General features: G+C 43.6%; 9 protein-coding genes. All 9 read left to right on the top strand.

The window, feature by feature from the left end:
• Positions 1 to 45: 45 nt before the first annotated feature.
• The 9 genes from GTU69_RS04515 (at position 46) to GTU69_RS04555 (ending at position 13,514) form a co-directional block, all read left to right on the top strand.
• Positions 46 to 2,157 carry a type IV pilus secretin PilQ family protein gene (locus tag GTU69_RS04515; RefSeq protein ID WP_171521996.1) on the top strand — a complete coding sequence of 704 codons (2,112 nt, stop codon included), beginning with the start codon at positions 46 to 48 and terminating at the stop codon, positions 2,155 to 2,157.
• Positions 2,158 to 2,193: 36 nt separating this feature from the next.
• Complete coding sequence (gene aroK, locus GTU69_RS04520) at positions 2,194 to 2,742, top strand: shikimate kinase AroK (RefSeq protein WP_166168596.1); 549 nt, start codon at positions 2,194 to 2,196, stop codon at positions 2,740 to 2,742.
• A gap of 17 nt (positions 2,743 to 2,759) precedes the next feature.
• On the top strand, positions 2,760 to 3,845 hold the full coding sequence (gene aroB, locus GTU69_RS04525; protein ID WP_166168598.1) for a 3-dehydroquinate synthase: 1,086 nt from the start codon (positions 2,760 to 2,762) through the stop codon (positions 3,843 to 3,845).
• 3 nt (positions 3,846 to 3,848) lie between these two features.
• Positions 3,849 to 4,694 carry a hypothetical protein gene (locus tag GTU69_RS04530; RefSeq protein ID WP_166168600.1) on the top strand — a complete coding sequence of 282 codons (846 nt, stop codon included), beginning with the start codon at positions 3,849 to 3,851 and terminating at the stop codon, positions 4,692 to 4,694.
• Between the two features lie 452 nt (positions 4,695 to 5,146).
• The gene (gene gltB, locus GTU69_RS04535; RefSeq protein WP_171521998.1) at positions 5,147 to 9,622 is read left to right on the top strand and encodes a glutamate synthase large subunit; all 4,476 of its coding nucleotides are present in this window, start codon (positions 5,147 to 5,149) and stop codon (positions 9,620 to 9,622) included.
• A 73-nt stretch (positions 9,623 to 9,695) separates the two neighbouring features.
• Positions 9,696 to 11,117, top strand: a complete 1,422-nt coding sequence (locus GTU69_RS04540; protein WP_086197199.1) for an FAD-dependent oxidoreductase — start codon at positions 9,696 to 9,698, stop codon at positions 11,115 to 11,117.
• 157 nt (positions 11,118 to 11,274) lie between these two features.
• Entirely contained in the window at positions 11,275 to 11,865 is a 591-nt protein-coding gene (locus tag GTU69_RS04545) for a LemA family protein (protein ID WP_166168602.1), read from the top strand.
• 30 nt (positions 11,866 to 11,895) lie between these two features.
• Positions 11,896 to 12,960, top strand: coding sequence for a TPM domain-containing protein (locus GTU69_RS04550; RefSeq protein WP_166168604.1), 1,065 nt, complete (start codon positions 11,896 to 11,898; stop codon positions 12,958 to 12,960).
• The gene (locus GTU69_RS04555) at positions 12,954 to 13,514 is read left to right on the top strand and encodes a TPM domain-containing protein (protein ID WP_166168605.1); all 561 of its coding nucleotides are present in this window, start codon (positions 12,954 to 12,956) and stop codon (positions 13,512 to 13,514) included. The genes GTU69_RS04550 and GTU69_RS04555 overlap by 7 nt, the downstream gene beginning before the upstream one ends.
• Positions 13,515 to 13,692: the final 178 nt, after the last annotated feature.

Here is a 13,692-nt window from a genome sequence, read left to right on the forward strand (position 1 = left end):
ATGAATAATAGGTTTAAAGATTTTATATTTGGGGATGGCAATACAATGAACCATTTGTTTCGTCAATTTTCTATGGGTGCTGTTGCGATTGCGATCATGCAGGTTGCAAATGCACAGGTGAGTATGACCAATATTGTACCGATGCAGATTGCAGGCCAAGGTACAGAAATTCGTGTCATGTTTAATGGTTTGCCGCCACAACCTCAGGCTTACCAGCTAGAGCAGCCTTCACGTCTAATTCTTGATTTTGATAAAGCCCAACAAAATTTAAAACAAAATAGCATTCCCGTTGCAACGAAAGAAGCAACTTCCATCGATGTGAGTTCTGATGCCCAACGTTCACGTTTAACCGTGAATTTGGCTGAAGCGGGTGCCTTTACCACGCGTGTTGAAGGCAATACTTTTATTTTAAAAATTAATTCTGCGGCTGCTAATGCATTTGCCTCTCAGCAAGTGGTTGCCCAAAAAGCTGCGCAAGGTATTTCTAATATTGGTTTCCAGCGCGGTAGTCAGGGTGAAGGTCAAATTGTTGTGGATTTATTGGGGAGCAATACTCCGGTAGATGTACAGCAACAGGGCAGTAAAGTCGTAGTGCGAACTCTGGGTAATAAAGTTCCTGCACACTTGGCGCGTCGTTTAAATGTCAATGATTTCGCAACTCCAGTATCTACGGTTGATGCTACCAATAATGGTGGCAATGGCGTGATTACGATTCAAACTTCTGGCAGCTATGAATATATGGCTTATCAGACGGATAACAAACTGACTATCAGCTTAAAACGTCCTGAAGATAAAAACCCATTAAAACCTAAGGCAGCCAGTGCTTATACAGGTAAAAAGATTTCATTAGATTTTCAGGATATTGAAGTACGTCGTGTACTGCAATTGCTGGCAGATTTCACTGGCATCAATATGGTGGCTGCGGATAGTGTTCAAGGCAATATTACCCTGCGTTTAAAAGATGTACCATGGGATCAGGCTTTAGATATTATTTTAAAAACCAAAAATCTGGATAAGCGCCGTAACGGAAATGTCATCTGGATTGCGCCGGTATCAGAGCTAATTAAGGCGGAAGAAGAAGAAGCCAAAGCACTGGCTCAAAGTGTGAAATTGGCGCCAATACAAACAGAGTATATGCAACTCAGCTATGCAAAGGTTGCTGATATTCAAAAGTTGATTACCCAAACAAAATCATCGAATAATAGTAATTCTGGTAGTGACAATAATAATTCTAGTGAAACCCTATTAAGTTCACGTGGTTCAGTTTCGGCTGATGTACGTACCAATACCCTAATTGTTAATGATACGGCTCAACATATTGATAAAATACGAAAAATGGTTGATTTGCTCGATATTCCGGTCAAGCAAGTCATGGTTGAAGCGCGTATTGTTCGTGCTTCCACAGAGTTTAGTAAAGAGATGGGGGTGAAGTGGGGTATATTGTCGCAAGGCATTAATCAAAATAATGATTTGCTGGTCGGAGGTAGTGATACAACTTTATGGGATTTAAAAACACCTAGTGATGACGGTAAATATACCATTCAACGTCCACAGAACTTAAATGTGGATTTAGGTGTCACCAGTCAAGGTGCGAGTCGTATTGCTTTTGGTTTAATCAGTTTGTCTGATTTTATGCTGGATTTGGAGCTCTCAGCCTTACAAGCAGATGGTTATGGGGAAGTGATTTCCACACCTAAAGTCCTAACTGCAGACAAGCAGATGGCTAAAGTTTCATCTGGTACACAAATTCCATATCAATCATCGCAAGGTGGCGGTGCAAATGCAGTTTCAACAACTGAATTTATTGATGCGACTTTAAGTTTGGATGTGACCCCAAGTATAACACCTGACGGTAAAGTTCAAATGCTACTCAACATTACTAGCGATACTCCAGGAAACCCAACACCTACCGGTCAATTGACGATTAATAAAAATCAAATCAATACCAATGTCTTGGTTGATAATGGAGAAACTGTGGTACTTGGTGGTATTTTTGAACAAGAGACGCGTAATGCTCAAACCAAAGTACCATTCTTGGGTGATATTCCTTACGTAGGCCGTTTATTCCGTAAAGATGTGAAGTCGGATAACAAGCGAGAGCTATTGATTTTTGTTACACCACGAATTGTTAATGACAGTGTTTCAAGAAATCATTAATATATTTTAAATTTAGCAAAATAAATAGGTGACTCCTTGCCAAGCAATGAGTTTGAAACCCTACCAAATGTCTATTTGGTAGGGCCAATGGGGGCTGGGAAAACAACTGTTGGTCGTCATTTAGCGGAACTGTTGGGACGAGAGTTTCTTGATAGTGATCAGGAAATTGAGCGTAAAACAGGTGCGACAATCCCTTGGATCTTTGAAAAAGAAGGTGAAAAGGGATTTCGTAACCGTGAAACAATGGTGATTGATGAACTCACAGCCCGTTCACACTTGGTTGTTGCAACCGGTGGTGGAGCAGTAACCCAGCCACTTAATCGCGAATTCTTAAAACAACGCGGAATTGTTGTTTACCTCTATACTCCTGTCGAAATCCAATTACAGCGCACTTATCGGGATAAGAACCGTCCTTTACTGCAAGTTGAAAATCCTGAACAAAAATTACGTGATTTATTAGCAGTTCGTGATCCTTTATATCGTGAAATTGCAGATTATATTATTGAGACAAATCAGGGTGCTGCTCGAGATTTAGCGCAAAAAATCTTACAAATGATTGTTTCTGAAGAAACAAAACTAGTCTAATTAACGGTTTTAATTTCATGCAAACTTTACATGTTGAACTCGGTGATCGCCGTTATCCTATCTTTATTGGCAGTGATTTGGATCCTCAATCATTGCTTGAGCCGTATATTCGCGGAAAACAGGTCATGCTGGTCACCAATACCACGGTTGCGCCTTTGTATCTGAAACATTATGTGACTGCAATCGAGCATTTGGGAAAAACAGTCGCAACATGTATTTTGCCGGATGGTGAGCAATATAAAAATATTGAACACCTGAACCTGATTTTTGATGCCTTATTGGAAGCGGGTTTTAACCGTGATGCCACAGTACTTGCTCTGGGCGGTGGCGTGATTGGGGATATGGCAGGTTTTGCATCTGCCTGTTTTCAGCGTGGCGTTTATTTTATTCAGGTGCCGACAACCCTGTTGTCGCAAGTGGATTCCAGTGTCGGTGGGAAAACAGGGATCAATCATCCACTCGGTAAAAACATGATCGGGGCTTTTCAGCAACCTCAGGTTGTACTTGCTGATATGTCGCAGCTATCGACCTTACCCGACCGTGAATTATCTGCAGGTCTGGCAGAAGTAATTAAATATGCCTTGCTGGGAGACCGTAATTTTCTGGTCTGGCTTGAACAAAATATGGATGGTCTGGTTGCGCGAGATGCGCAATTGCTAGCCGAAGCTGTTTATCGTTCCTGTGCCCATAAAGCACGCATTGTGGCGAATGATGAAAAAGAACAGGGCGAACGTGCCTTATTGAATTTAGGTCATACTTTTGGTCATGCAATTGAATCCTACCTGGGTTATGGGGTCTGGCTGCATGGCGAAGCTGTGGCTACCGGTATGGTGATGGCGGCTGATTTGTCACAACGTATGGGCTGGATTTCACTGGAAGATCTGGAACGTACAAAAAAAATCATTCAACGTGCACATTTGCCAGTAAAATGCCCAGCTATTCCACTGCAAGAATTTCTTGGCTATATGGCACATGATAAAAAAGTGCTGAATGGGCAATTACGTTTGGTCCTGATGAAATCGCTCGGGCAGGCTGTGATCAGCAAAGAATTTGATGTGGAATTGATGAAACAGGCGATTTTAGCGAATCAAGAAAAGGCATAAATCATGGCAACCTTCCGGACACAATGGCAACGTATTCAAAACTATATCTGGCTGGTGTGTGGGGTGGTGTGCCTGTTTGCAGCACTGATCTTTTGGGCGATTACCGACAGTGATGCTTTGGTTGAGGTAGAAAAGTCTGCTGAAACTGAATCTGAACTGCAAATTCAGCCGGAAAAGGTTGCTGCGACCAGCCTGCTGGGTGCGCTTCAGGAAGAGGTGCGCCCTTTGCAAATGACTACACGTGTGGTGACTACAGGAAGTTATGAGCCAGAATTTCGTGGCAGCAAATTTATTAATGATAATAAAAATGCAAGTACCATCGAATTGTTTCGCACAACTAAAGATGATGTGATTCGAAGCTTTCTGAAAAAACAGGCGAATCGCAACAACTTTTTTTATATTCGTTTGAGTGGCGAGAACCAGATTGAACAATATGTACTTCTTTATGGTATCTATCGAAATAAAGATGAAGCTCAACGTGTATTAGAACAATTAGCGCTACAATTTCCCAAGACTGTTCAGCCCAAAGTGCAGGATATTGAAAATTATGTTTCTTTAGTCAATGACATGGGCGCAGATGAAATGGGCAGCAATCATAAGTTGTATGCAGTCAATCTCAAATCAGTCCCTTTGCCAAAAGTGGATGAAAGTTTGCTGGTTTTGCCGAAGCCTAAGCCGGCTGCAGCTGAGACTGATCCTAAAAATGCAACCACGACCACCACCGTAACCCGGCGTGATGAACAGGGTAATGTGGTAGATATCCAGCAGTCACATTCAGGTGCGGATATTGCACCGAAACAAGGCGGAAACAAGATTCCGGAAAAAGAAATTAATGACCCATTTAATTAAAAATATAGTTCTAAAATAGAGCAATTTGAGTTATAAAATTATTTATATGCACAAATATAGTGCGAAATATGTTTCTTGAAAATTAATCTAAAGTTAATGAAATTTTAATATTTCTATATTTAAAACATTTAGCACTCTAATTTTTAAATTGGCATATTTTTTGCTTTATTGGTGCATGAATTGAGTTGATGTCCCTGTTTTGGCGCGAAAAGATTCAATGAGTGTGCGAAATTGTCAAATTTACCTGCTTTAAAAGAGTGCGTAAACGAAGCAAAACATTTTTGCAATTCATCCATGTACAAAGATCAAAATCAGACTATCTTAGACAGGATGAAGAAGTTTTGCTCAACATTGATCTTGATGTGAGTGAATTGGACTAAATCGCAAAGAAGTTATTTGATTGTTAGATGCCCGTTTTATGGGCCATGTTGAAAGAAGGGTACGCTATGCACATGCCATCGCCTAATACTGTAGCTCCCGCTCAAGGTTTATACCAACCGGATGAGTTTAAAGATAACTGTGGTTTCGGTTTAATCGCCCATATGCAGGGTGATGCAAGCCATGATCTCGTTAAAACCGCTATGCACAGCCTTAGCTGCATGACCCACCGTGGTGGTATTGCCGCAGATGGTAAGACAGGGGATGGTTGTGGCCTGCTTTTGGCAATGCCGAAAAAATTCTTCCGTGAAGAAGCCAAAAAACTCAGTGATATCACTTTAAGTGAAATTTTTGCTGTCGGTACGGTATTTTTAAATCTAGATCCGGCGATTGCTGCACATTCTAAACAAGTGCTGGCTAAAGAGATTGAATCTGAAGGCCTTACAGTTTTAGCCTGGCGTGTTATCCCAACCAATAATGATGCGCTTGGTGAAATTGCAATGCAGTCTTTACCTGCATTCGAACAGATTATTGTCAATTGCCCGATGGGTGTGACTGAGGTTGAGTTTAACCGCAAATTGTTCCTGGCACGCCGTCGTGCAGAACAGCAGTTAAGCAATGATCCATCATTCTACGTGACGACTTTGTGTTCTACAGTGATTAGCTATAAAGGCTTGATGATGCCTGAAGCGATTGCTGATTTTTACACCGATTTGGCAGATGAACGCCTGGAATCCCATATTGTGGTGTTCCATCAACGTTTCTCGACCAACACATTACCACGTTGGCCTTTGGCACAGCCGTTCCGTTATCTTGCGCATAATGGTGAAATCAACACCATTACCGCAAACCGTAACTGGGCCATGGCACGTACACCAAAATTCGAAAACCCGTTATTGCCAGGTTTAACCGACCTTAATCCGATTGTGAACCGTACCGGTTCAGACTCTTCAAGTCTGGATAACATGCTTGAGATTCTGGTCGGTGGTGGCATGGACCTGTTCCGTGCACTGCGTATGCTGGTTCCACCAGCTTGGCAAAATGTTGAAACTTTAGATGCTGACCTGCGTGCATTCTATGAATTCAACTCTAAGCATATGGAAGCCTGGGATGGTCCTGCTGGCCTGGTTATCCAGGATGGTCGTCATGCCATCTGTATGCTGGATCGTAATGGTTTACGTCCGGCACGTTGGGTCATTACTAAAAATGGTTACATTACCCTTGCATCAGAAATTGGTGTGTGGGGCTATGAACCTGAAGATGTGATTTCTAAAGGTCGTGTAGGACCGGGCCAGATTTTGGTGATTGATACCTTCACTGGCAAATTGCTGGATACCAAAGATGTCAGCAATCATTTGAAAAAAATGCGTCCTTACCGTGAATGGTTGCGTGAAAATTCTGTACGTGTACAAGGTAGCCCAGAACTTGAAGAATATTTATGTGATCAAGGCTTAAAAGGCGACGAGCTAAAAGCTTCACAAAAAATGTTCCTGGTGACTTTTGAAGAGCGTGACCAACTGCTTCGTCCAATCGCAGAAAGCGGTCAGGAAGCTGTGGGTTCAATGGGTGATGATACGCCAATGGCAGTGTTATCTCGCCAGGTACGCCATGTATCAGATTACTTCCGTCAGCAATTTGCGCAGGTGACCAACCCGCCAATCGATCCACTGCGTGAATCGATTGTGATGTCGCTGGAGACCTGTTTTGGTCGTGAACAAAATGTATTCGAGCAAAGCCCTGAGCATGCTGATCGCCTGATTGTCTCAAGTCCTGTGCTGTCAAATTCCAAAATGCATCAAATTCGTACCCTTGGGCGTCCAGGTTATGAAATTGCTGACATTGATTTGAACTATGCAGAAACTGAAGGTTTGGAAGCTGCCATCACACGTATTTGTGAAGAGGCTGCTCAAGCCATTCGCGATGGTAAAACTTTATTGGTGCTTTCAGATAAGAAAATCCGTCAAGGTTTCTTGCCAGCCAATGCACTCATGGCAACAGGTGCGGTGCATCACCACCTGATCAATGTTGGCCTGCGTACCGATGCCAACATTATCGTTGAAACCGGTCTGGCGCGTGATCCGCATCAATTTGCAGTCATCTTGGGCTTTGGTGCAACTGCAATCTACCCTTACCTGGCTTATGACGTCATCAATGACCTGATTGCCAAAGGTGAATTGTTGGGTGACCCGATTCATGCACAGGCGAACTTCCGTAAAGGGATTGAGAAAGGCTTGTTGAAAGTCCTGTCTAAAATGGGTATTTCGACTGTTGCCTCTTACCGTGGTGGCCAGTTATTTGAAGCCGTTGGTCTATCTGAAGAAGTGGTCAATAAATGCTTCACAGGTGTACCAAGCCGTATTAAGGGTGCAACCTTTGCCGATCTTGAAAATGACCTGAAAAAACTGGCTGATACTGCGTGGAAATCGCGTAAGCCAATCGATCAGGGCGGCATGCTGAAATTCGTATTCGACAAGGAATATCATGCCTTTAACCCGGATGTGATCAATGCTCTGCATAAATCGGTTCGTTCAGGTGAATACGCTGATTTTAAAGAATATGCTGAATTGGTGAACAACCGTCCGGTTGCAACCATTCGTGACTTGTTGAAACTTAAAACTGATAATTCAATTCCACTGGATCAAGTGGAATCTGTAGAAGATATTCTGCCGCGTTTCGACTCTGCCGGGATGTCTTTGGGTGCCTTGTCTCCTGAAGCGCACGAAGCGATTGCGATTGCCATGAATACCATTGGTGGTCGTTCCAACTCTGGTGAGGGCGGTGAAGATCCAGCGCGTTATGGCACCATCCGTAACTCGAAAATCAAACAGATTGCTTCAGGCCGTTTTGGTGTAACACCTGCTTATCTGACTTCTGCAGAAGTATTGCAAATTAAAGTGGCACAAGGTGCAAAACCGGGTGAAGGCGGTCAGTTACCGGGTGGTAAAGTGAATGGCTTGATTGCACGTTTACGTTACTCTGTACCGGGTGTAACCCTGATTTCACCTCCACCGCACCATGACATCTACTCGATTGAAGATTTGTCACAGTTGATCTTTGACTTGAAACAGGTCAACCCTCAAGCGATGGTGTCTGTGAAACTGGTCTCTGAACCGGGTGTAGGAACCATTGCTGCCGGTGTTGCAAAAGCTTATGCCGATTTCATTACCATTTCCGGCTATGATGGCGGTACAGCAGCTTCTCCATTATCTTCAATTCACCATGCCGGTTCGCCGTGGGAATTGGGTCTAAGCGAGGCACATCAAGCGCTTCGTGTGAATGATCTGCGTGGCAAAGTCCGTGTACAAACCGATGGTGGTTTGAAAACAGGTCTGGATGTGGTGAAAGCGGCAATTTTAGGTGCAGAAAGCTTCGGTTTTGGTTCAACACCAATGATCGCGCTTGGTTGTAAATACCTGCGTATCTGTCACCTGAATAACTGTGCGACCGGTGTGGCAACTCAGCAGGATCATTTACGTCAGGAACACTATATTGGTGAGCCTGAAATGTTGATCAACTTCTTCCACTTCATTGCGGAAGAAACTCGTGAATGGCTGGCAGCACTAGGTGTTGCAAGCTTGAAAGACTTGATTGGCCGTACTGACTTACTAGAAATGTTGCCGGGTGAAACTGAAAAACATGCTCACCTAGACTTAAGTGCATTGCTTGAATCCCATCCTGCAGCGGAAGGCAAGGCGCAATATTGCCAGGTTCAAGGCAATGCACCATTTGACAAAGGTGTTCTGGCTGAGAAGATGGTGGCAGAAATGTTGCCAGCGATTGAAGCAGGTGTCAGCGGTGAATATAGCTTCACGATTGGTAACTGTGACCGTTCAATCGGCGCGCGTATCTCTGGTGAAATCGCACGCCGCTATGGCAACCTCAGCATGGAAGCGCATCCTGTTAAAGTCAATTTGACTGGTACTGCGGGTCAGTCTTTAGGTGTATGGAATGCTGGCGGTTTACATATTAAACTTGAAGGTGATGCCAACGATTATGTGGGTAAAGGTATGGCGGGCGGTCGTGTGTCTATCTTCCCACCTAAAGGTTCACCGTTCCAGACTCAAGAAACAGCGATCATTGGTAACACCTGCTTATATGGCGCGACTGGCGGTAAACTGTTTGCTGCAGGTACAGCGGGTGAGCGTTTTGCAGTACGTAACTCAGGTGCGTTTGCTGTGATCGAAGGTGCTGGCGACCACTGCTGTGAATATATGACTGGCGGTATTGTGACTGTACTGGGTAAAGTGGGTCACAACTTCGGTGCAGGTATGACCGGTGGTTTTGCTTATGTACTTGATTTGGATAACGACTTCGTTGACCATTACAACCATGAGTTAATTGAGCTCAACCGTATTTCTACAGAGGTGATGGAAGAACATCAAGAATTCTTGCTTCGCATTCTGGATGAACATATTGCTGAGACAGGTAGTGCTTGGGCGTACAAGATCCGCAATGAGTTTGATTATTACAGCCGTAAATTCTGGCTTGTAAAACCAAAAGCTGCTAATTTGCAAACGCTTTTGAAAACAACCAAAGCTGATCCACAATAATTCCACTACTTGCAGATATATAGGCAGGTGTAGCAGCTAAATAAACCGGCTACACCTACCCACGGAGAGAGACATGGCAGAGCGCCTAAACAATGACTTTCAATTCCTGGATGTCCCACGCCAAGAGCCAGAGAAAAAAGATCTAACTGTCCGCAAAGCAGAGTTTGTGGAAATTTATAAACCGTTTACAGCGGAAATTGCGGCCAACCAGACGCATCGCTGTTTAGGTTGTGGTAACCCTTATTGTGAATGGAAATGTCCAGTACATAACTACATTCCAAACTGGTTAAAATTAATTGCTGAAGGTCGTATTTTCCAGGCAGCTGAATTGTGCCATCAAACCAATACACTGCCTGAAGTGTGTGGTCGTGTTTGTCCGCAAGACCGTTTGTGTGAAGGGGCTTGTACCTTGAACGACGGTTTTGGTGCAGTGACCATTGGTAATGCAGAAAAATACATTAATGATACCGCTTTTGCTCTGGGCTGGCGTCCAGACATGTCACACGTGAAGTGGACAGATAAAAAAGTTGCCATCATCGGTGCGGGTCCTGCGGGTCTGGGCTGTGCGGACATTCTGGTACGTAACGGTGTTAAACCGGTGGTATTCGATAAACGTCCTGAAATTGGCGGTTTGCTGACGTTTGGTATTCCTGAATTCAAGATGGAAAAAGATGTGATGAAACGTCGCCGTGAAATTTTCACCGGCATGGGTGTTGAATTCCGTCTCAATACTGAAATTGGTACTGATGTTACCATTGATCAGCTGCTTGCAGACTACGATGCCGTGTTTATGGGTATGGGGACATACACGTACATGAAAGGTGGTTTTGCCGGTGAAGATCTGGATGGTGTTTATGATGCACTGGATTTTCTGATTGCCAACGTTAACCGTTGCCAAGGCTGGGAAAAAGATCCTGCTGAATACATCAGTGTAGAAGGCCAAAAAGTGATTGTACTTGGCGGTGGTGATACAGCGATGGATTGTAACCGTACTTCTATCCGTCAAGGTGCTGAATCAGTGATTTGTGCTTACCGCCGTGATGAAGAAAATATGCCAGGTTCTCGCCGTGAAGTGAAAAATGCACGCGAAGAAGGTGTGGAATTCCAGTTTAATCGTCAGCCAATCGAAATTGTTGGTGAAAATGGCAAAGTGACAGGCGTTAAGTTTGTAACTACACAATTGGGTGAGCCAGACAGCCGTGGTCGTCGTAGCCCTGAACCTGTACCGGGTTCTGAGGAAATCTTGCCTGCTGACGCAGTTCTTTTAGCATTCGGTTTCCGTACCAGTCCTGCTGATTGGTTTAATGATGTGAAAATTAATCTAGATGGTTCAGGCCGTGTAGTTGCGCCAGAACAGCAAGAGTTTAAATTCCAGACTTCAAATCCGAAAATCTTTGCTGGCGGCGATATGGTGCGTGGTTCCGACCTAGTGGTGACTGCAATCTGGGAAGGTCGTCAGGCTGCTGAAGGTATTCTTGATTATCTGGATGTTTAACCTTTAATTAAACATGAATAAAAAACCCGCTTCGGCGGGTTTTTTATTGCAGGAAATAAGATAAATATGAATAAATAAATTAAACAAAACTGCAGCTAAATATGTTTACAATAAAAATATTTAAACAAATACAAATAAATAATAGAGGAATAGCACAATGAATTTTATGAAAAAAACCGCAGCGACAGTGGTACTGGCAAGCACGTTAACCTTAACTGGCTGTGGCTATAATACTTTACAGGTGAAGGATGAGGCGGTTACCGCTTCCTGGGCGGAAGTACAGAACCAGTATCAACGCCGTGCCGATTTGGTGCCCAATCTGGTCAATGTGGTAAAAGGTTATGCCAAGCATGAAGAGCGGGTATTGACTGAAGTCACTCAGGCACGTGCTAACGTGGCAGGTTTAAAAGTGGATAAACAAGTGCTGGAAGATTCGGCTTTATTCCAGAAATATCAGCAAGCTCAGGCACAGATGACCAGTGCATTATCACGCTTAATTGCCATTTCAGAAAATTATCCTGACTTAAAGGCGAACGAGCAGTTCCGTGATTTACAGGTGCAGCTGGAAGGGACTGAAAACCGCATTGCGGTTGCACGTAATCGTTATATTGCCTCAGTTCAAGACTTTAATGCCTATTCACGGCAGTTCCCGCAAGTGATGACGGCTAAAGTTATCGGTATGAATCCGAAACCGAATTTCAGTGCAGAACAGGGTGCACAAACAGCGCCTAAGGTTTCATTTGATTAATCGGGTAGCTGCATAAAAAAGGATGTGCTGATGTCTGCTCCAGAAAATAAAAGTACTCTCGCTCTCATTGTGCAACTGCTAGTTTTGTGTTGTGCAATATTGTCCAGTTCATTCGCTTTAAGTGAGGTAGCAACAGCCACGGATAATGAAGATGCCGTGATTGTAGGGAAGGTCATTCAGGAGCAGCAACAAGCCAATCAAAACCAGCAAAAACCTTCATTACAGACACCTGTTCAGCAGCCGAAAATTGCTAATGATATGGCCGAAGATGAGTCTATCCGTGGACTGCCGACTTTAAATGAGCCGGTTGTGGATCAGGCTAATTTACTTAGTGCGGGTGAAAAGCAGGAGATCAGTCAGAGGATTATCAAGCTGCATGAACAGGGCAAGGCTCAAATTGGTGTGGTGATTGTTCCAACGACGGGACAGGAAGATATTTTTGATTTCGCCATGCGGGTGGCTGAGAAGTGGCAACTTGGATCTGCAAAACAGGATAATGGACTACTCATGGGGATTGCGGTGAATGACCGACGTATCCAGATTTTAACCGGCTATGGTCTGGAAGGTGTACTGCCTGATATTGTCGTAAGCCGAATCATTCTTAATCAAATGACCCCTTATTTTAAACAGGCTCAATATGCACAAGGTATTGATGCCGGTTTGGCGGAAATTGAACGGATTTTAAATATGGATCCTGAAGTTGCCGCCAATGCAGCGCAGGAACAGAAAGAACGTCAGGAAAAAGCCTTGCATGAACAGCAGGCCAAAGAGAAAACCTTGAGTACTGCCTTGTTTATTTTAATCGCCGGGATTATTGGTTCATTTATTGTCGGTAAACCGCTAAGTGCTTCTACGGCAGCTGTCGCGGGTACGGTGGCTGGGCTGGTCAATGGGGCTGGCTTGGTTACCAGTTTATTGATTGGCGGTGGGATTTTCTTTTTACTCATTACTGCAATTGCGCAAACCATTTTTCAGCTGGTACTTTCATCTGCGGGTCGTGGCGGTGGTGGAGGACGAGGAGGTGGTTTTGGTGGCGGTGGATTTAGTGGTGGCAGTGGCGGCTTTGGCGGAGGAGGAGCATCAGGATCATGGTAACAACAACAGATACGACAGAGATTGTCACACAAGCTAAAACAGCAGAAGTGAATCAGCCAAGTTTTAAGCGTTGGCTAAAGCATTTTTTATATATGCCTGCAACTAAACGATACTTTTCCAAACAGGATCAGGCGGCGATTTCTCAGGCAGTCGCTGAGGCTGAGTATGATCATGTGGGTGAAATTCAGGTGGTGATTGAAGGTCATCTGCCTGTAAAGCAGGCCTATTTCCAAAATACCCGTATGCGTGCCCGCCAGCTGTTTGCAGAACTTGGGGTATGGGATACTGAATATAATAGTGGTGTGTTGCTCTATATCAATTTATGCGAGCGTAAAGTTGAAATTGTCATTGATCGGGGGATTCAAAAATCTACAGAACAAGCCGTTTGGGATGAAATTTGCCAAAAGATCATTGCTCAACTGGTTCAGAAACAATTTAGGATGGCTGTATTAACAGGGGTGATAAGTATAGGTGAAGTACTCAACCAGTTTTATACCCACTCACTCAAAGAACAAAATAATGAATTGGGGAATGCACCTATTGTTCTAGGATAGAAAATAAGTGGATTAGTGACACAAAATGTCACTTTTTTACTAAAAAAAACATTAAAACCACATTGTAACAATTTTATTTTTTTAAAGTGCTGTTTTTTATGTTAATTTTATTATAATCAGTTTTGGCACAATTAGTGCTAAATATAAATAAGCTAAATTAGCTTACAAAGCTTATAAA

The organism is Acinetobacter sp. SA01 (assembly GCF_011319235.1).
Classification (GTDB): domain Bacteria; phylum Pseudomonadota; class Gammaproteobacteria; order Pseudomonadales; family Moraxellaceae; genus Acinetobacter.

Bases quoted from the DNA above. Each gene is read 5' to 3' on its own strand.
- GTU69_RS04515 (WP_171521996.1), top strand. From the start codon at position 46: ATGAACCATTTGTTTCGTCAATTTTCTATGGGTGCTGTTGCGATTGCG.
- aroB (WP_166168598.1), top strand. From the start codon at position 2,760: ATGCAAACTTTACATGTTGAACTCGGTGATCGCCGTTATCCTATCTTT.
- GTU69_RS04530 (WP_166168600.1), top strand. From the start codon at position 3,849: ATGGCAACCTTCCGGACACAATGGCAACGTATTCAAAACTATATCTGG.
- gltB (WP_171521998.1), top strand. From the start codon at position 5,147: ATGCCATCGCCTAATACTGTAGCTCCCGCTCAAGGTTTATACCAACCG.
- GTU69_RS04540 (WP_086197199.1), top strand. From the start codon at position 9,696: ATGGCAGAGCGCCTAAACAATGACTTTCAATTCCTGGATGTCCCACGC.
- GTU69_RS04545 (WP_166168602.1), top strand. From the start codon at position 11,275: ATGAATTTTATGAAAAAAACCGCAGCGACAGTGGTACTGGCAAGCACG.
- GTU69_RS04550 (WP_166168604.1), top strand. From the start codon at position 11,896: ATGTCTGCTCCAGAAAATAAAAGTACTCTCGCTCTCATTGTGCAACTG.
- GTU69_RS04555 (WP_166168605.1), top strand. From the start codon at position 12,954: ATGGTAACAACAACAGATACGACAGAGATTGTCACACAAGCTAAAACA.